The 18,044-nt window shown below is 69.0% G+C and carries 20 protein-coding genes, 1 tRNA gene and 1 pseudogene; 19 read left to right on the top strand and 3 right to left on the bottom strand.

The window, feature by feature from the left end:
* Window positions 1-71 precede the first annotated feature (71 nt).
* The 9 genes from glyA (at window position 72) to OU996_RS15765 (ending at window position 7,931) form a co-directional block, all read left to right on the top strand.
* On the top strand, window positions 72-1,379 hold the full coding sequence (gene glyA / locus OU996_RS15805) for a serine hydroxymethyltransferase (RefSeq protein ID WP_267582568.1): 1,308 nt from the start codon (window positions 72-74) through the stop codon (window positions 1,377-1,379).
* 9 nt (window positions 1,380-1,388) lie between these two features.
* Window positions 1,389-1,919: a transcriptional regulator NrdR gene (gene nrdR, locus OU996_RS15800; RefSeq protein WP_267582567.1), complete on the top strand. Its 531-nt coding sequence runs from the start codon at window positions 1,389-1,391 to the stop codon at window positions 1,917-1,919.
* A gap of 32 nt (window positions 1,920-1,951) precedes the next feature.
* Entirely contained in the window at window positions 1,952-3,079 is a 1,128-nt protein-coding gene (ribD, locus tag OU996_RS15795; protein ID WP_267582566.1) for a bifunctional diaminohydroxyphosphoribosylaminopyrimidine deaminase/5-amino-6-(5-phosphoribosylamino)uracil reductase RibD, read from the top strand.
* A 1-nt stretch (window position 3,080) separates the two neighbouring features.
* Window positions 3,081-3,671, top strand: a complete 591-nt coding sequence (locus tag OU996_RS15790) for a riboflavin synthase (RefSeq protein WP_267582565.1) — start codon at window positions 3,081-3,083, stop codon at window positions 3,669-3,671.
* A 45-nt stretch (window positions 3,672-3,716) separates the two neighbouring features.
* The gene (gene ribH, locus OU996_RS15785; RefSeq protein WP_267582564.1) at window positions 3,717-4,214 is read left to right on the top strand and encodes a 6,7-dimethyl-8-ribityllumazine synthase; all 498 of its coding nucleotides are present in this window, start codon (window positions 3,717-3,719) and stop codon (window positions 4,212-4,214) included.
* A 6-nt stretch (window positions 4,215-4,220) separates the two neighbouring features.
* Window positions 4,221-4,721, top strand: a complete 501-nt coding sequence (gene nusB, locus OU996_RS15780) for a transcription antitermination factor NusB (protein WP_267582563.1) — start codon at window positions 4,221-4,223, stop codon at window positions 4,719-4,721.
* Window positions 4,722-4,742: 21 nt separating this feature from the next.
* A complete protein-coding gene (thiL, locus tag OU996_RS15775; protein ID WP_267582562.1) occupies window positions 4,743-5,738 on the top strand; it encodes a thiamine-phosphate kinase in 996 nt (331 codons plus the stop codon).
* 103 nt (window positions 5,739-5,841) lie between these two features.
* The gene (locus tag OU996_RS15770) at window positions 5,842-6,606 is read left to right on the top strand and encodes an ABC transporter substrate-binding protein (RefSeq protein WP_267582561.1); all 765 of its coding nucleotides are present in this window, start codon (window positions 5,842-5,844) and stop codon (window positions 6,604-6,606) included.
* An 86-nt stretch (window positions 6,607-6,692) separates the two neighbouring features.
* Entirely contained in the window at window positions 6,693-7,931 is a 1,239-nt protein-coding gene (locus tag OU996_RS15765; RefSeq protein WP_267582560.1) for an NAD(P)/FAD-dependent oxidoreductase, read from the top strand.
* Between the two features lie 39 nt (window positions 7,932-7,970).
* Here OU996_RS15765 and OU996_RS15760 read toward each other — a convergent pair whose 3' ends face one another.
* A complete protein-coding gene (locus tag OU996_RS15760; RefSeq protein WP_267582559.1) occupies window positions 7,971-8,387 on the bottom strand; it encodes an outer membrane protein assembly factor BamE in 417 nt (138 codons plus the stop codon).
* Between the two features lie 318 nt (window positions 8,388-8,705).
* On the opposite strand from OU996_RS15760, the gene OU996_RS15755 reads away from it, so the two are divergent.
* From OU996_RS15755 to OU996_RS15730, 6 genes and pseudogenes are all read left to right on the top strand, one after another.
* Window positions 8,706-9,269 carry a ubiquinol-cytochrome C chaperone family protein gene (locus OU996_RS15755; RefSeq protein ID WP_267582558.1) on the top strand — a complete coding sequence of 188 codons (564 nt, stop codon included), beginning with the start codon at window positions 8,706-8,708 and terminating at the stop codon, window positions 9,267-9,269.
* On the top strand, window positions 9,266-9,796 hold the full coding sequence (locus OU996_RS15750) for a YceD family protein (RefSeq protein ID WP_267582557.1): 531 nt from the start codon (window positions 9,266-9,268) through the stop codon (window positions 9,794-9,796). Before OU996_RS15755 ends, OU996_RS15750 begins: the two co-directional genes overlap by 4 nt.
* 120 nt (window positions 9,797-9,916) lie before the next feature.
* Entirely contained in the window at window positions 9,917-10,993 is a 1,077-nt protein-coding gene (plsX, locus tag OU996_RS15745) for a phosphate acyltransferase PlsX (protein ID WP_267582556.1), read from the top strand.
* Window positions 10,990-11,961: a beta-ketoacyl-ACP synthase III gene (locus OU996_RS15740; protein WP_324290705.1), complete on the top strand. Its 972-nt coding sequence runs from the start codon at window positions 10,990-10,992 to the stop codon at window positions 11,959-11,961. The genes plsX and OU996_RS15740 overlap by 4 nt, the downstream gene beginning before the upstream one ends.
* Window positions 11,962-12,067: 106 nt before the next feature.
* The gene (locus OU996_RS15735; protein ID WP_267582555.1) at window positions 12,068-12,373 is read left to right on the top strand and encodes an integration host factor subunit alpha; all 306 of its coding nucleotides are present in this window, start codon (window positions 12,068-12,070) and stop codon (window positions 12,371-12,373) included.
* Between the two features lie 47 nt (window positions 12,374-12,420).
* Window positions 12,421-12,661, top strand: a pseudogene (locus OU996_RS15730) (MerR family transcriptional regulator); the annotation flags it as partial.
* A gap of 1,127 nt (window positions 12,662-13,788) precedes the next feature.
* Here the strand turns inward: OU996_RS15730 and OU996_RS15725 are convergent.
* Window positions 13,789-14,157, bottom strand: coding sequence for a septal ring lytic transglycosylase RlpA family protein (locus OU996_RS15725; protein WP_267582554.1), 369 nt, complete (start codon window positions 14,155-14,157; stop codon window positions 13,789-13,791).
* Between the two features lie 413 nt (window positions 14,158-14,570).
* Between OU996_RS15725 and OU996_RS15720 the strand changes: the two genes are divergently transcribed.
* On the top strand, window positions 14,571-16,121 hold the full coding sequence (locus OU996_RS15720) for an aldehyde dehydrogenase family protein (RefSeq protein ID WP_267582553.1): 1,551 nt from the start codon (window positions 14,571-14,573) through the stop codon (window positions 16,119-16,121).
* Here the strand turns inward: OU996_RS15720 and OU996_RS15715 are convergent.
* Window positions 16,091-16,777 carry a nitroreductase family protein gene (locus OU996_RS15715; protein WP_267582552.1) on the bottom strand — a complete coding sequence of 229 codons (687 nt, stop codon included), beginning with the start codon at window positions 16,775-16,777 and terminating at the stop codon, window positions 16,091-16,093. The two genes, OU996_RS15720 and OU996_RS15715, sit on opposite strands and share 31 nt — an antisense overlap.
* 130 nt (window positions 16,778-16,907) lie before the next feature.
* Between OU996_RS15715 and OU996_RS15710 the strand changes: the two genes are divergently transcribed.
* The 3 genes from OU996_RS15710 (at window position 16,908) to OU996_RS15700 (ending at window position 18,041) form a co-directional block, all read left to right on the top strand.
* Window positions 16,908-17,492 (top strand): GNAT family acetyltransferase, encoded by a 585-nt coding sequence (locus OU996_RS15710; RefSeq protein WP_267582551.1) that lies wholly within the window; start codon window positions 16,908-16,910, stop codon window positions 17,490-17,492.
* 22 nt (window positions 17,493-17,514) lie between these two features.
* Window positions 17,515-17,592, top strand: a tRNA-Pro gene (locus OU996_RS15705).
* A gap of 200 nt (window positions 17,593-17,792) precedes the next feature.
* Window positions 17,793-18,041, top strand: a complete 249-nt coding sequence (locus tag OU996_RS15700; protein WP_267582550.1) for a hypothetical protein — start codon at window positions 17,793-17,795, stop codon at window positions 18,039-18,041.
* The last annotated feature ends 3 nt before the right edge of the window (window positions 18,042-18,044 follow it).

The raw sequence follows: 18,044 nt of genomic DNA, 5'->3' as shown, positions 1-18,044 counted from the left end.
TGATTTCTCGGGTCCGGCACGAGGCCGGGCCGGAGGCGTCGCCACCGCCCGCGCCAGGGAGGCCGGAAAACATGTCGTCCGAAGCCCACGCTTCTTCCACCAGCTCCATCAACCGATTCTTCTCCGCCCCGCTTGCCGAGACCGATCCCGAGCTCGCCGGTGCGATCACCGCCGAACTCGGTCGCCAGCGCGACGAGATCGAGCTGATCGCCTCGGAGAACATCGTCTCGCGCGCCGTGCTCGAGGCGCAGGGTTCGGTGCTCACCAACAAATACGCCGAAGGCTATCCGGGCCGGCGCTATTATGGCGGCTGCCAGTATGTCGACGTGGCCGAGCAGCTCGCCATCGACCGCGCCAAGAAGCTGTTCGGCGCCGGTTTCGCCAATGTGCAGCCCCATTCGGGCGCGCAGGCGAACACCGCCGTGTTCTTCGCGCTGATGCAGCCGGGCGATACCTTCCTCGGCCTCAACCTCGCCGCCGGCGGTCACCTGACCCATGGCGCGCCGGTGAGCCTGTCGGGTAAGTGGTTCAAGCCGGTGCCCTACAGCGTGCGCCCCGACGACCAGCGCATCGACTATGAAGAAGTCGCCAAGCTCGCCGACGAGCACAAGCCGAAGGTCATCATCGCCGGCGGCTCGGCCTATCCGCGCCATATCGACTTCGCCAAGATGCGCGCCATCGCCGACTCGGTGGGCGCCTATCTCATGGTCGACATGGCCCATTTCGCCGGCCTCGTGGCGGGCGGCGTGCATCCGAACCCGGTGCCGCACGCCCATGTGGTGACCACCACCACCCACAAGACCCTGCGCGGCCCGCGCGGCGGCATGATCCTCACCAATCACGAGGATCTGGCGAAGAAGTTCAACTCCGCGATCTTCCCGGGCACCCAGGGCGGCCCGCTGATGCACGTCATCGCCGCCAAGGCCGTGGCCTTCGGCGAGGCGCTCCAGCCGGACTTCAAGATCTACGCGAAGAACGTGGTGGAAAACGCTAAGGCGCTTGCGGAAAACCTCAAGGGCCATGGCTTCGAGATCGTCTCCGGCGGCACCGACACGCATCTGATGCTGGTCGATCTGCGGCCGAAGAAGCTCACCGGCAAGGTATCCGAGATCGCGCTCGGCCGGGCCCACATCACCACCAACAAGAACGGCATCCCGTTCGACCCCGAGAAGCCGATGGTCACCTCGGGCATCCGTCTCGGCACCCCGGCGGGCACCACCCGCGGCTTCGGTGTGGCCGAGTTCCAGCAGGTTGGCGACATGATCGCCGAGGTGCTGGACGTGCTCTCGCAGAAGGGCACCGATGAGGATAGCCTCGTGGAAGCGGCGGTGCGCGGCAAGGTCGCCGATCTGCTCGCCCGCTACCCGATCTACGGCTGAGGCACACCGATGCGCTGTCCTTACTGCGGAAGCCTCGACACACAGGTCAAGGATTCCCGTCCGACCGAGGACAGCGCCGCCATCCGCCGCCGCCGCATCTGCCCCGATTGCGGCGGCCGCTTCACCACCTTCGAGCGCGTGCAGCTGCGCGAGCTGACCGTGCTCAAGCGCTCGGGCCGGCGTGTTCCGTTCGACCGGGACAAGCTGGCCCGCTCCATCCAGGTGGCGCTGCGCAAACGCCCGGTCGATCCCGAGCGGATCGAGCGGCTGGTCTCCGGCCTCGTGCGCCGGCTGGAAAGCATGGGCGAGAGCGAGATCACCTCGGAGATGATCGGCGAGCGGGTGATGGAGAGCCTCAAGCAGCTCGACGACATCGCCTATGTCCGCTTCGCCTCGGTCTACCGCAATTTCCGCGAGGCCAAGGATTTCGAGGCCGTGCTGGGTGAGCTCGGGCCGCGCGCCGGCGATCCGCTGGTCGAGGACGAGGATGACGAACCGCTGGCGTCGCGCCGCGCCGGGGCCGCCCCGGCGGAGGAGTGAACGCGGTGAGCCGCGCCGCCGCGAGAGTGCCCATGAACCATTCCGATGCGCAGGATGAGGCCCGCGATGCGGCGCTGATGTCCGCCGCGCTCAGCGTCGGCCGGCGCGAACTCGGCCAGACCTGGCCCAACCCCGCCGTCGGCGCCGTCGTGGTGCGCGAGACCCCCGAGGGCCCGCTCGTGCTCGGCCGCGGCTGGACCTCGCGCGGCGGGCGCCCCCATGCCGAGCCGCAGGCGATCGCCGCCGCCGGCGCGGGCGCGCGGGGCGCGACGCTTTATGTGACGCTGGAGCCCTGCTCGCATCACGGCCAGACGCCGCCCTGCGTCGACGCGGTGCGCGCGGCAGGCATCACCCGCGTGGTCGCCGCTATCGAAGACCCGGATTTCCGCGTCGCCGGCCGGGGCTTTTCCATCCTGCGCGAGGCCGGCATCGCCGTGACCGTCGGGCCGGGCGCGGCCGAGGCGCGGCTCGCCCATGCCGGGCATATCCGCCGGGTCACCGAGGGCCGCCCGCACATCATGCTGAAAATGGCGGTCTCCGCCGATGGCAAGGTGGGCCTCGCCGGGCGCCGGCCCGTCGCCATCACCGGCGCGGTCGCCCGCGCCCGCGTCCATCTGCTGCGCGCCACCCATGATGCGGTGCTGACCGGCATTGGCACGGTGCTGGCGGATGATCCGCTGCTGACCTGCCGCCTGCCGGGGATGGAAGACCGCTCGCCGGTGCGCGTGGTGCTCGACGCCGGCCTGCGCCTTCCCGCCACCAGCGCGCTCGCCCGTTCCATTGCCGTCGCCCCGCTCTGGGTCTTCGCCGCCGAGGATGCCTCGGTGGAACGCGAAAAGATGCTGGTCGCGCTCGGTGCCGAGGTGATGCGGGTGCGCCGCAAGACCGATGGCACGCTGGCGCTGGACGAGATCGTTAAGCTGCTGGCGCTGCGCGGCATCACACGGCTGATGGTCGAGGCCGGCCCGCGCATCGCCGCCGGCTTCCTTCAGGCGAGCCTCGTCGACGAGGCGCAGATTTTCGAGGCGCCGATCCGTCTCGGGGGGGATGCGCTCGACGCGCTGGAGGGGCTGCCGCTTTCGGCCCTCGCTACCTATCTGTCCGAGCAGGAAAGCGAATGGCAGGGCGAGGATCGCCTGCGCATCATGAGGCGTCGCTAGCATGTTTACCGGCATCATCTCCGACATCGGCACGCTCCGCACGGTGACCCCGCGCAACGATGTGCGGCGGCTCACCATCGCCACCGCCTATGACACGGCGGGCATTGATCTCGGCGCGTCGATCGCCTGCTCGGGCGTGTGCCTGACGGTCGTCGCCATGCTGCCCGACGCCTTCGAGGTCGAGGCCGCGCCGGAGACGCTGGCGGTGACCACCGCCGCCGCCTGGCAAGAGGGCCGCACGCTCAATCTCGAACGCGCGCTGAAGATCGGCGACGAGCTGGGCGGGCATATCGTGCAGGGCCATGTCGACGGCATCGCCCTCGTGGTGGAGCGCGAGGATCTCGGCGAGACCACGCGTTTCACCTTCGAGGCGCCGGCCGCGCTCGCGCCCTTCATCGCCATCAAGGGCTCCATCGCGCTCGACGGCACCTCGCTGACGGTGAACGAGGTAGACGGTAACCGCTTCACTTGCCTGCTCATTCCCCATACGCTCGCCCACACCACCTGGGGCGATGTGCGCGCCGGGGACCGTGTCAATATCGAAGTCGACATGATGGCCCGTTACGCCGCGCGGCTTGCGGAGTTCCGCTGACGCCTGTACGTGGTCGGCCCAATCAGTTTCACGAGGTTTCCTGCCATGGCGAGCCCCCGCCCGCCGCGCGCGTCCGCGGCTCCCGTCCTCCCGCTCGACGGGGCGCGCGTGCTGATCGTCGAGGCACGCTTCTACGACGACATCGCCGACGAGCTGCTGGCCGGCGCGCAGGGCGCCGTTGACGCCGCCGGCGCCACCGCCGACGTGCTGACGGTGCCCGGCGCGCTGGAGATTCCCGCCACCCTCGCCATCGCGCTCGACGCGGCGGCGGCGGCCGGCCGGCCCTATGACGCGGCCGTGGCGCTCGGCTGCGTGGTGCGCGGCGAGACCTATCATTTCGAGATCGTCGCCGGAGAATCCTCCCGCGCGCTGATGGACCTGTCGGTCGCCCGCAAGCTGGCGCTCGGCAATGGCATCCTCACCGTCGAGACTGACGAGCAGGCCTGGGTGCGCGCGCGCATCACCGAAGGCAACAAGGGTGCCGGCGCGGTCGAGGCGGCGTTTGCCGTGCTGCGCCACCAGCGCCAGCTGGCGGGGGCCTGAGCGGGCATGTCCACCCCTTCCAAACCGTCCACCCCGGCCAAACCGGTGAACCACAAGCCGCTGCGCAAGAGCGCGGCCCGCCTCAACGCGGTGCAGGCGCTCTACCAGATGGATGTCGCGGCGACCCCGCTCGCCGAGATCCTCGCCCAGTTCGAAAGCCACTGGATCGGCCAGGAGATCGAAGGCGACGAGATCGCCGCGGCCGATGTCACGCTGTTCCGCGACATTGTCGGCGGGGTGGTGCGCGAGCAGCGCGCCATCGACCCGATTCTCGACGCGGCGCTGGTGCGCGGCTGGCCGCTGAAGCGCATCGAGACCGTGCTGCGCGCCGTGCTGCGCGCCGGTGCCTATGAGCTGACCGCCCGTCCGGACATTCCCCCGCGCGTCATCGTCGCGGAATATGTGAACGTCGCCGCCGCTTTCCTTGACCGTGAGGAAACCGGAATGGTCAATGCGGTGTTGGACGGCATAGCCCGCGAACAGCGGCCCGGCGATTTCGCGGGATAGGCGGGCCGGGTGGGGTGAGTGATGGCGGATGGCGGCTCCGGTGAAGACAGGTTGATCGCCGGGCTGTTCGCGCCCATCGCCCGCCATCCCGGCGCCCTCGGCCTCAAGGATGACGCCGCCTTTCTTCACGTTCCCGCCGGCCACAAGCTCGTCCTCACCAAGGACGCGCTGGTCGCCGGCGTGCATTTCTTCCCCGACGACCCGCCGGCCTCCATCGCCCGCAAGGCGATGCGGGTGAACCTGTCCGACCTCGCCGCCAAGGGCGCCGAGCCGCTGGGCGTGATGCTGGCCTTCGCCATTCCGCCGGAGATGGACGTCGCGGCGCTCTCCGAGTTCGCCCGCGGCATTGGCGAGGACTGCCTGCTGTTCGGCGCGCCGCTGCTCGGCGGCGACACGGTGAGGACGCCCGGCCCCTTCACCATCTCGATCACCGCTCTCGGCTCGGTGCCGATCGGGCGCATGGTGAAGCGGGCGACGGCGCGGCCGGACCATGCCATCCTTGTCACCGGCACGATTGGCGACGGGGCGCTCGGCCTGGCCTTGCGGCTCGATCCTACGCGGCCGGGCTTTGCCGCGCTCGATGCGGCGCAGCGGGCCTTTCTCGCCGACCGCTATCTGCACCCGCGCCCGCGCCTGTCGCTTGCCAGCGCGCTGCGCGCCCATGCCCGCGCCGCCATGGACGTGTCGGACGGGCTGGTCGGCGATCTCGCCAAGATGCTGGCCGCTTCCAACTGCGCCGGCGAGATCGAGGCGGGCAGGGTGCCGCTCAGCCCCGCCGCCCGCGCCGCCATCGCCGCCGAGCCGGCGCTGCTCGCCACCGCGCTGACCGGGGGCGACGATTACGAGATCCTCGCGGTGATGGGGGAGGGCGATGTCGACGCCTTCGAGGCCGCCGCCATCGCCGCCGGCATCGGCGCCACCGTTATCGGCCGCACGCTGGCGGGCGAGGGGCTGGTGGTCCGCGGGGACGACGGCCAGGCGCTGAACTTCGCCGCCACCAGCTTCAGCCATTTCTGAACGCAACGCTTTTAGCCGAAGCGCCGATTGCCTGCGCGTCGTCGCCGGCCTAGCCTCGGTCCCAAGATGCCGGCGCGACGGCATCCAACATCGGGAAAACCACATGAAATTCGCCAGGATTCTGCTCGCCGCCGCCGCGCTCGCCGTCGGCGCCGGCGCGGCCCATGCCGAGATCAAGACGGTGCGCATCGGCACCGAAGGCGCTTACCCGCCCTTCAACTCGGTCGATTCCACCGGCAAGCTGGTCGGCTTCGACATCGACATCGCCACGGCACTCTGCGCCAAGATGAAGGTCGAGTGCACGTTCGTCGCGCAGGATTGGGATGGCATCATCCCCGCGCTGCTGTCCAAGAAGTACGACGCCATCGTCGCCTCCATGTCGATCACCGACGAGCGCAAGGAGAAGGTGGCGTTCACCGACCCCTACTACCTGACGCCCGGCAACTTCATGGCGCCGAAGGACACCAAGATCACCGAGATCTCCCCGGCCGCGCTCAAGGGCAAGGTGATCGGCGCGCAGTCCTCGACCACGGGCGCGACCTATCTCGAGGACAAGTACACGGGCTCCGACATCAAGCTCTACCCGACGCAGGACGAGGCCAATGCCGACCTCGCCTCTGGCCGCCTCGACGCGGTGCTGGCCGACAAGTTCGTGCTCTATGAATGGCTGGAGAAGACCGACGCCGGCAAGTGCTGCAAGTTCGTCGGCCCGGACCTCAAGGACGTGAACCCGCAGGGCACCGGCATCGCCGTGCGCAAGGAAGACAACGAACTGCGCGAGATGCTGAACAAGGCGATCAAGGAGATCGTCGCCGACGGCACCTACCAGAAGATCAACGCGAAGTATTTCCCCTTCCCGATCAACTGACCGTTCCGTTCAACTGATCCAATCCCGGCGCGGCGGGGGAACCCTCCGCGCCGCCTTGCCTTCTCTCCCTCCCGGATGCGCTGCCGATGAAGACCGATGTGATCGTCCTTGGCGCCGGCATTGTCGGCACCTCGATCGCCCATAACCTCGCCGAGCGCGGGCGCAGCGTGGCGCTGGTCGACCGGCGCGGGCCGGGGGAGGAGACGTCCTATGGCAATGCCGGCCTCGTCGAGCGCGGCTCGATCTTTCCCGTCGCCTTCCCGCGCAGCCTGTCCGCGTTGATCGAGATCGCGCGCGGCCAGAACCCGGCGGCGCACTATCATTGGGACGCGCTGCCCGGCCTGATGCCCTGGATGTTCGCCTATTGGCGGGCCTCGGCGCCGGCGCGCATCCTCGATTACGCCCGCACCATGTCGACGCTGCTGGCCTTCAGCCTGTCCGAGCATGAGCGCCTCGCCGCGCTCGCCGGCGCGCAGCATTATTTCCGCGAAGGGGGCTGGCTGAAGCTGTACCGCAGCGAGGCCGGCATCGCGCAGGAGCGCAAGGAATTCCCGCTCGCCCAGCAGTACGGTCTCACCGCCCGCGAGATCGGGCTCGACGAGGCTCTGGCGCTGGAGCCGCATCTGCGTCCGGTGTTCCGCCATGCCGTGCTGTGGTCCGACCCGCATTCGGTGTCGAGCCCCGGCGGGGTGACGCAGGCCTATGCGGAAAATCTCAAAGCGCTCGGCGGGCAGGTGGTGCGCGGCGACGCGGCGACGCTCACCCGTCTCGGCGCCGGCTGGTGGGTAATGACCGAGCAGGGCCCTGTCGAGGCGCCCGAGGTGGTGATCGCGCTCGGGCCTTGGGCGCGCGACATTCTCGGCCCGTTCGGGGTGAAGGTGCCGCTGGCGGTGAAGCGCGGCTATCACATGCAGTACCGCACTGAGGGCAATGCCGGCCTCTCGCGCCCGGTGCTGGACGAGGAGGGCGGCTATGTCATCACGCCCATGGTCGGCGGCATCCGCCTGACGACCGGCGTGGAATTCGCCCGCCGCGACGCGCCGAAGACGCCGGTGCAGCTGGAGAAGACCGAGCCGCTGGCGCGCGGGCTGTTCCCGCTCGGCGAGCGGGCGGAGGCCGAGCCCTGGATGGGCTGTCGCCCCGCATTCCCGGACATGCTGCCGGCCATCGGGCCTATCCCGACGCAGAAGGGCATGTGGGTGGCGATCGGCCACCAGCATCTCGGCTTCACGCTCGGCCCGGTCACCGGACGGCTGATCGCGGAGATGATGGGCAGCGAGCCGACCTGCGTCGATCCCGCGCCCTTCTCGCCCGAGCGGTTCTGAGCGGCCGTGCTGGCGGGCGGCGAAACGCCGCCCGTGCGGTCACATCGTCGGGTTGAAGCTGGTGGCGTTGAAGAGCTGGCCGAGCATGGACAGCTCGCTGCCACCGGTCGGCGTCGAACGGCTGACGAAGTCGAACACCTTGCCGTCCTTGAGGCCGTAATCGGCGATGCGGGTCACGCGCTTGTCCTTGCGGTCGAAATACACCGCCAGCACGCGCTGTTCGGTGATTTCCGGCCGCAGGAACATGACCTTCTTGGTCTTCTGCGAGATGTAATAGAACACCTCGCCATCCACGGTGGCGACCGTCGAGGGCGTGCCGAGCACCAGCAGAACCTGCTCCTGGCTCGACCCGACCGGCACCTGCTCCAGCGCGCCGGGATTGGGCACATAGCCGCGCTGCTGCTCGCTGACGAAACTGGTCGGCGTGCGCGCCAGTCCCGCGGACGAGGCCGGCATGGACAGATCGCCGCTGGCGCATCCCCCAAGCCCGAGCGCCGCGAGCGCGGCGAACAGGGGGCCATGCCGGTACACCGGCCCGCGAACAGGCCGGCGGGCCGAAACAGCCGGGGACGAAACGCGCGTCACTGCCATCAACTCAACTCCATCAGCCGTGGGGCCGCAGATCTGTTTGCGCACAAAGCACAGCCAGCCGCCGTGAGGCAACCATCTGGCGCACCCCGCAGGGGTTGCCAGCGCCATTGCTGCGCGCTACCCCCCAGAACGACCAGCCACCGCGCGCCGCCCGAGCGGGGCGCCGACGAGACGGAGCCGGCCATGATTCTGCGCTTCTTCCGCCGGAACGACGGACGCGAGACCATTCAGCGGCTCTATGGCGCGATCGTGGCGCAGTCGCGTGAACCCGTATTCTATACCGAATATGGCGTGCCCGACAGCATTGCCGGGCGGTTCGAGATGATCCTGCTGCACAGCTTCCTGCTGTTCCACCGGCTGAAGGGGGAGAGCGAGGAGCGCCGCGCGCTGGGCCAGCGCGTGTTCGATGCCTTCTGCATCGACATGGACGCCAATCTGCGCGAGATGGGGGTCGGTGACCTCACCGTGCCGAAGAAGATGAAAAAAGTGGCCGAGGCATTTTATGGCCGCGTTGCCGCGTATGATGGCGCTCTGGGTGAGGCCGGGGCCGGCGCGCTGGACGAGGCGGTGCTGCGCAACGTCTATCAGTCCGACGCCGACTTCGCCCCGCAGGCCGCCCGCCTTGCCGACTTCATCCGCCGCGCGGTTGCCGCGCTGGCGACCGTTCCCTTCGAGACCTTCGCCGGCGGCGACTTTCCGCTCCCGCCGGCCGTGGATCCGCAATCCAAGGAGCTTGCGACCCCATGACGGACAAGCTGCCGCTCAGCCGCCCCGTGCTCGTGGCGAGCCTTCCCGACACCGGCACCACCGTGAAATTCGCCCCGGACGAGGCCACGCGCGCCGCGCTGGCGGCGGTCTATGGCATTCCCGGCATTCCCAAGCTGACAGCGCAGGTCACACTCGTGCCGCGCAGCAAGGGGCGGGTGCTCGTTACCGGCCATGTCGACGCCGTGGTGACCCAGACCTGCGTGGTGACGCTGGAGGATTTCGACGGGCCGGTGTCCGAGGACATCGAGGTCGAGTTCGCCCCGCCGGAGCAACTGCCAGAGATCCGTCCCGGCGCGGAGATCGACGTGACCGAGCTCGACCTGCCCGATCCGCTGATCGATGGCACGGTAGATGCCGGCGCCGTGGTCGCCGAGTTCCTCGCGCTCGGCCTCGATCCCTATCCGCGCAAGCCCGGCGTCGCCTTCAAGGGCGTCGAGGAGATGACCGACGCGGAGGCTTCGCCCTTCGCCGGCCTCGCCAAGCTGCGCGGCGGCGAGGAGAAATAGCCCTCAATGTGGGATGGGACCGCACGACGCGCTTGTCATGGCCGCGCTTCTGGGGCATCCCGTGGGCGCCTTCGCGGTTCCCTCCGGGCCGCTTCCCGACCAGAGAGACCGCATAATTAGATGTCGTCGACCGTCCGCATAGCCCTCGACGTCATGGGCGGCGACCATGGTCCGGACGTCGTCCTGCCCGGCGCCGAGATCGCTCTCACCCGTCACCCGGACATCAGCTTCCTGCTGTTCGGCGACGAGGTGCGTCTCAACGCGGTGCTCGCCCGGCTACCCCGCCTCAAGGCGGCGAGCCGGGTGATCCACACCGATGTCGTGGTGCGGATGGACGACAAGCCGAGCCAGGCGCTGCGCCAGGGCCGCAAGGTCTCGTCCATGTGGCGGGCGATCGACGCCGTGCGCCTCGGCGAGGCCGATTGCGCCGTCTCCGCCGGCAATACCGGCGCGCTGATGGCGATGGCCAAGGTCAACCTCAAGACCATGGCCGGTATTTCCCGTCCCGCCATTGCCTGCCTCTGGCCCACCAACAAGGGCGAGAGCGTGGTGCTTGATGTCGGTGCCTCCATCGGCGCGACCGCGCAGCACCTCGTCGACATGGCGGTGATGGGCGCGGCGATGGCCCGCATCGTCTTCGACATCGAACGCCCGACCGTCGGCCTGCTCAATATCGGCGTCGAGGAGATCAAGGGCGTCGAGGAGGTCAAGGATGCCGCCGCGGCGCTGCGCGAGGCGAATCATGTCGGGTTCGCCTATCACGGCTTCGTCGAGGGCGACGACATCGGCAAGGGAACGGTGGACGTGGTGGTGACGGAGGGCTTCTCCGGCAACATCGCGCTGAAGACCGCCGAGGGCACCGCCAAGCAGGTCGCCGACTATCTGCGCGCCGCCATCAACCGCAGCCTGATGGCCAAGATCGGCTATGTGCTGGCGCGAAGCGCCTTCAACGCGCTGCGCGAGAAGCTCGATCCGCGCAAATCCAATGGCGGCGTGTTCCTCGGCCTGAACGGCATCGTCATCAAGAGCCATGGCGGCACCGACGCCGAAGGCTTCGCCTCCGCCGTCGATATCGGCTACGACATGGTCCGCAACAAGCTTCTCTCCCGCATCGAGGCGGGCATGAATGACCGCCCGAAGGTCGGCGCTGCCGCCCCGGAATCCGCCGCCCAGGACGACATACAGGTTTCATCGTGAGTGCAATTCGTTCCGTGGTGCGCGGCGTCGGCGCGTTCCTGCCCAGCCGCACACTGACCAATGCCGACCTCGCGCAGATGGTCGACACCTCGGACGAGTGGATCGTCCAGCGCACGGGCATCCGCGAGCGCCACATCGCCGCCGACCATGAGCTGACCTCCGATCTCGCTTTGCACGCCGCCCGCGCCGCCTTGGCCGATGCCGGGCTCGACGCGCAGGACATCGACCTGATCGTGCTGGCGACCTCGACGCCGGACAACACCTTCCCGGCGACGGCGGTGAGCGTGCAGGCCGGGCTCGGCATCACCCATGGCGCGGCGTTCGATCTTCAGGCGGTGTGCTCGGGCTTCGTCTTCGCGCTGGCGACCGCCGACAATTTCCTGAAGTCCGGCAGCTACAAGCGCGCGCTGGTGATCGGCGCGGAGACCTTCTCGCGCATCCTCGACTGGTCGGACCGCACCACCTGCGTGCTGTTCGGTGATGGCGCCGGCGCGCTGGTGCTGGAAGCCGTCCGCGACGGTGAGGATGGACGCGGCGTGCTCACCACCCATCTGCGCTCGGACGGGCGGCACAAGAACAAGCTCTATGTCGATGGCGGCGTGTCCTCGACCAAGAGCGTCGGCTATCTGCGCATGGAAGGCCGCGAGGTTTTTCGCCACGCCGTCGGCATGATCACCGACGTGATCGAGGACGCCTTCGCGGCGACCGGCGAGAGCGCGGAAACCATCGACTGGTTCGTGCCGCACCAGGCCAACCGGCGCATCATCGACGCGAGCGCGGTCAAGCTCGGCATCGCGCCGGAGAAGGTTGTCATCACGGTGGACCGCCACGGCAACACCTCGGCCGCCTCGATCCCCCTCGCCATCGCCGCGGCGCATGCCGACGGGCGGATCAAGAAGGGCGATCTGGTGCTGCTGGAAGCCATGGGCGGCGGCTTCACCTGGGGCTCGGCGCTGGTCCGCTGGTAGAACAGCGGTAGTGAAGTGCCAGATTGCGCGGAACCGTTGACCGTCAAGGGTCTCGCCGCCTAGGCTGGTAATGGTTGATGATATGGGCGACGAGAGGAAGCGGGCCATGGCGGGGCGAACCATTACGCGCGCGGATCTGTGCGAGGCTGTGTACCAGCGCGTCGGACTGTCGCGCACCGAATCGGCCGCGCTGGTGGAGACAGTGCTGACCGAGATCGCCGACTGCGTCGCGCGCGGCGAGACGGTGAAACTGTCCTCCTTCGGCTCCTTCGTGGTGCGCCAGAAGGGCGAGCGCGTCGGCCGCAACCCGAAGACCGGCGAGGAGGTGCCGATCGCCCCCCGCCGCGTCATGGTGTTCAAGCCGTCCAACATTCTGAAGCAGCAGATCAACGCTGAGACGCCCGAATCGTGAGTTCCCCGCCGCGGGGGCTGACGGCACAGGAAAAGGAGCCGGCGAGCGTGGAGAAGGGGCCCGACGCCTTCCGCACGATCAGCGAGGTCGCGGATGATCTCGACCTGCCCCAGCATGTGCTGCGTTTCTGGGAGACGCGCTTTCCGCAGATCCGCCCGCTGAAGCGCGGCGGCGGCCGGCGCTATTACCGCCCGGATGATATCGAGCTTCTGCGCGGCATCCGGCATCTGCTCTATTCCGAGGGCTACACGATCCGCGGCGTGCAGCGCATCCTCAAGGAAGAGGGCCCGCGCTATGTGCAGGCGATCTGGCGCGACGCCGAGGAGGAGGCGCTGGAGGTCGCGGAATTCGAGGATCTGGAGCGCCGGCAGGGCGCCCGCGAGGCGGTCGATGCCGGCCATCCCGGACGCGACCGCGAGCCAGGCCGCGAGGCCGAGCCTGCCCCGCGCGGCGGGGCGCTGAGCGGCCTGCTCAACCTTCTGCCCTCCCGCCAGCGCGAGAGCGCGCGCGATACCGGGCGCGACGGACCCCCGCCGGAGCCCGCGCCGCGCGAGCCGGAGCTGCGCGAGCCCAGCTTTCGCGAGCCTTCTTTGCGCGAGCCCAATCTGCGCGACAGCGATTTCCGTGACGCCGGCCCCCGCGAGCCGGGCCCGCGTGAGCCGGTGCTGCGTGATCCCGCACTGTTCGACGAGCCGCCGGCCGGTCGGCGCGGCGGGCGCCGTCGGCCGGAGAACGAGCCGGACTTCCTCGAACTGCCGCTGCTGCCCGATCTCGCGCCGCAGACCCGCCCGCCGCGCGGCGGCGAGCCGGTGCGACCGGAGCCGGATGTCACCGCCCGCTATGTCGGCCCGCTCGACTCGGCCCCTGCCGATTTCGCGCCGCGCCGGACCGAGCCGCTGATGCGCCCGGTGGAGCCGCGCGCCAGCTTCCCGTTCCGCCCCGTGGCGCCTGAGCCGGACGCTGACGAGGCCATGCCGTTCGCCGCGCCGCCGGAGCCGCGCCCGCCCCATATCCTCGCGCGGCAGCCCACCCGGCCCATGCCGGTAGCAACGCCGGTCGCGCCTCCCGCAATGGCGCCCGCGCCCCGTCCGGTCGAGGACACCCCGCCGCCGCGTATGGTGGAACGGGTGGTCGAGCGCGCCGCCGAGCCCGCGCCGTCGCTCACGCGCGACGACGTGCAGCGCCTTCAGGCGGCGCTCTACGAATTGCAGGAATGCCGTCGCATCCTCGACGCCGCGCGCAACTGAAGGCGCGCTGACGCTAGTACCCATCCGCACAGCGCCACGAGGCGGAATCGGCGAATTTCTCTGAACACCGGCGAGCCGCCGCCCGGATCCCAAGGGATCCGGGCGCAGCGCTCGGGCGTGGTGGTTCAGACAGTGACGAGCGGGGCAGGGCCCTGGCTCGATCGGCTCTCAGTCGACGACCGCGATCTGCACCTTGGCGACGCCGCGCTTGCGGAATCCCAGATTGTCGGCGGCAGCGGTCGAGACGTCGATGATGCGGCCGCGAATGAAGGGGCCGCGATCATTGATGCGAAGGACCACGGAGCGGCCATTCGCGGTGTTGGTCACCCGCACCTTCGTGCCGAAGGGCAGGGACCGGTGAGCGGCGGTCATGGCGGCGGCGCTGTGCCGTTCCCCATTCGCCGTCCGGCCACCATAGCCGTAATAGGACGCCATTCCGGTCGTCGCGATGGTCTTTGGTTGTTCAGCTAGCGCAGGTTTGCCGCTGGCGGTGAAGATGATCCCCATCGCGCATGCCGCGATGGCAACCCGTCCCATTCCCCAAGCCGTCAATACCTCGTTCCTTCTCCCGTTGCATCGAGCGCAACCAAGTGGAAAGAAATTGTGGCGAGGTGATCACGATTTGATGGCCGCAAACGGGCGCGGCAAGCTACGCGTCAGCCTACAGCATAGAACAGCGCATATGTTCAGAATGGATGAGTCTCATCTCATCTGCAAGCAAAATGGTACGATATTGTCTTGCGCGCACAGCTTATACGCATCCGCAACAAAGTTAATGCCACGCGGGCAGGGGTTGCGCTATCAGCGCGCGCCCGGCCATGCGAATGGACTTGAGCCGGCATAGGGTCGGCCGATCTCAGCGGAAAGCCGCAATGGATTTGTCGGCCCGCGGGATGCTATTCAGCCCGCCAGCGGATCATCCGGCGCGGGCCGGCAAGGGAGTGGATGGGATGGCGAGCAACAGCGCAGCAGGCGGAACCCACAAAAGCGTGGCCGAGGAAGTCGCGGCGCTGATGAGCGCGCTCGGCGTGCCTGAGCAAAGCTGGAAGGGCGGCGCCCGCGCCAGCCGCTCGCCGATCACCGGCGAGGTCGTCGCGCAGGTTGCCGAGGCGAGCCCGGCCCATGTCGCCGACGCCGTGACCCGCTCGGTCGAGGCCTATGAGGCCTGGCGTACCGTGCCGGCCCCGCGCCGCGGCGAGCTGGTCCGCCTGCTCGGCGAGGAACTGCGCGCCCACAAGGCCGAGCTCGGCCGTCTGGTGACGCTGGAAGCCGGCAAGATCCTCTCCGAGGGCCTTGGCGAGGTACAGGAGATGATCGACATCTGCGATTTCGCGGTCGGCCTCTCCCGCCAGCTTTACGGCCTCACCATCGCCTCCGAGCGGCCGGGCCATCGCATGATGGAAACCTGGCACCCGGTCGGGCCGGTGGCGATCATCACCGCCTTCAACTTCCCCGTCGCGGTCTGGTCGTGGAACGCGGCGCTGGCGCTGGTCTGCGGCGACAGCCTGCTGTGGAAGCCTTCGGAAAAGACCCCGCTGACCGCGCTCGCCGTGCAGGCGCTGTTCGAGCGCGCGGCCGCTGCCTTCGGCACCGCGCCCAAGGGCCTGTCGCAGCTTCTCATCGGCGGTGCCGAGGTTGGTGCGGCGCTGACCGATGATCCGCGCGTGCCAGTCGTCTCCGCCACCGGCTCCACCCGCATGGGCCGCATCGTCGGCGAGCGCGTGGCGCGGCGCTTCGGGCGTTCCATCCTCGAGCTCGGCGGCAACAATGCCGCCATCGTCTGCCCCTCGGCCGATCTCGATCTCGCGTTGCGCGGTATCGCTTTCGCCGCCATGGGCACGGCGGGCCAGCGCTGCACCTCGCTGCGCCGGCTCATCGTGCATGAGAGCGTCTATGACCAGCTCGTGCCGCGCCTTGCCAAGGCTTATGCCTCGGTCAGCATCGGCGACCCCCGCGAGGCGGCGACGCTGATCGGCCCGCTGATCGACAAGGACGGCTTCGACAATATGCAGAAGGCATTGGAGGCCGCCCGTGCCGCCGGCGCCACCGTGCATGGTGGTGACCGGGTCACCGTCGCTGGCGCGGCGGACGGCTATTATGTCCGCCCGGCGCTGGTGGAGATCGACGAGCAGGTCGAGATTGTCCGGCACGAGACCTTCGCGCCGATCCTCTATGTGCTGCGCTGCTCCGGCCTGCCGGAAGCCATCAAGCTGCAGAACGGCGTGCCGCAGGGCCTTTCCTCCTCGATCTTCACCAATGACCTGCGCGAGGCCGAGACCTTCCTGTCGGCGGAAGGCTCGGATTGCGGCATCGCCAATGTGAATATCGGCCCCTCGGGCGCCGAGATCGGCGGCGCCTTCGGTGGCGAGAAGGAGACCGGCGGCGGGCGCGAGGCGGGTTCGGACGCCTGGAAGGCCTATATGCGGCGGGCGACCAACACCATCAACTATTCCCGCCAGCTGCCGCTGGCTCAGGGCGTGTCCTTCGACATCGAGGACTGATCGGTCCACGCAACGACCACATCGTCGAGGGCCGGTCGCGGCCGGTCCTCGGCGATAGCGACGGGCCGGCCGATATGGATGAAACCGGCGATGCGCTCGCCGGGCGTCGCCCCCACCAGCGCCGCCGCCTGCGGGTCGCGGCCCGGCCATTTCAGCAGCCATTGCGTGGCAAAGCCCAGCGCGCTCGCCGCCAGCGTCAGCGCCATGCCGGCGGCACCGACCGAGAGCACCTGATTCCACTCCGGCACCTTGGCCGCCGGGTCCGGGCGGGCGATGAGCACGACCGTCACCGGCGCGCGCCCCAGATACAGCGTCCACATATCCGCCTTGGCGGGCGGCAGCTCCGGGTTCTGCGCGGCATAGAGCGCATCGAGGCGCGCGCCGAGCTGCGCGCGGGCCTCTCCCGCAATCACGATGAAGCGCCACGGCACCAGCCGTCCGTGATCCGGCACGCGGGCGGCGAGGCTGAGCATGTGGCGCAGTTCCTCCGGCGTCGGGCCGGGCTCGACGAGGCCGCGCAACGGCGCCGAGCGGCGGCGCTGCATCAGCGCCAGCGTCTCCGTGGCGGGCGGGAGCATCAACGGCGCGTCGGTGCTCGGACCTTGCGGCGGCGCGGCGTGATGGGGAGCGTGGCGATGGGGAGTGGCGTGATTCATGGGCGGGCCTCCGGGGATGAGTATACCGCGCGTGGCGCCGCGCCGCTCAGCGTGGTGTTCGTGGCCGGTTACCCCTTGCCGGCACGCGCGACCGATCTAGTTACCGCCGGTCTCCACCGGTGGTCCCGCCATGAGCCTCATCATCCGCCTCGTCTTCGCCCTTGCCGCCTGCGCCATCATGCTGGTCGCGGCCGGGCTTATGGTCTACGCGCCCTATGAGGTGATCGCCGGTCTCCTCGCGGGCGAGGGGCCAACGCCGGACGCGCTGCTGGGCGCGGTCGGCTATCTCATCGTCGCCATCGCCCTGTTCGATGTCGCCAAGTATTTCTTCGAGGAGGAGGTTCCCGCCGGCCGGGAGCGCCGCACGGCGGCCGATGCCCGGCGGGGGCTGACCAAATTCGTCTCGACCATCATCATCGCTCTGTTCCTGGAGGCGTTGGTGCTGGTGTTCGAGACCGCGCGCGATGACCCTTCCCACGTCGTCTATCCCGCCCTGCTGGTGGCGGTGGCCTGCGGGACGCTGCTCTCGCTCGGCCTGTTCCAGCGCCTCTCCGCCTCCACCGAGGAAACCGTCGGTCCCGAGCCTGACCTCGAGGAAGAGGAGGCGGCCAGCGAGGCGGTTGCCAATGCCAGCGGCTCCACGCTGGGGCGGGGCCGGCAAAGCGACGGGGATGGCGGGAAGGGGGCGCTTGCGTCGCGCGGCGCAAATGGCTAGACAGGCGACGCCTCGCGGCAGTCGGAGCGTAGCGCAGTCCGGTTAGCGCACTAGTCTGGGGGACTAGGGGTCGTGGGTTCGAATCCCGCCGCTCCGACCATTTAACCGCTTGGTATTTCAGGATAAATGCCCCCTCTGGGGGCGCCGCCGGCCGTAGCAAAAACGGAACCTTTGGGCAACAAATGTCCCATAACGGCGCCGAAACTCCCGAAAAAAGTCCCGAAGTGTTCCGCGTATTCCGACTGTCCTGGCTGAGGCCGCTCATGTCGAAGTCCTACCTCCCGCGGCTATAATCCCCCCATGGCCTTCAACGCCTCCACAATAGGTGCCGAGATCGACGCCGGCTTCGATCTCTGGGCCCAGTGCTACAATCCGGCCTGTAGGCACGCGGCACGGCTTGATTTGCAGATGCTCGCCGAACGGCTCGGCCGCGAGCACAGCACGCTCCGCAAGGATCTCTGCCCCAGGCTCCGCTGCAGCGCGTGCGGCGGTAAGGACATCGGCACATGGAGCGCAGGGGGCGGGTGCGCGGTCGGAAAGATCGTTTAGATG

The sequence above is a fragment of the Ancylobacter sp. SL191 genome (genome assembly GCF_026625645.1).
Classification (GTDB): Bacteria; Pseudomonadota; Alphaproteobacteria; order Rhizobiales; family Xanthobacteraceae; genus Ancylobacter.
This window is presented reverse-complemented; position numbering and strand designations above follow the sequence as displayed.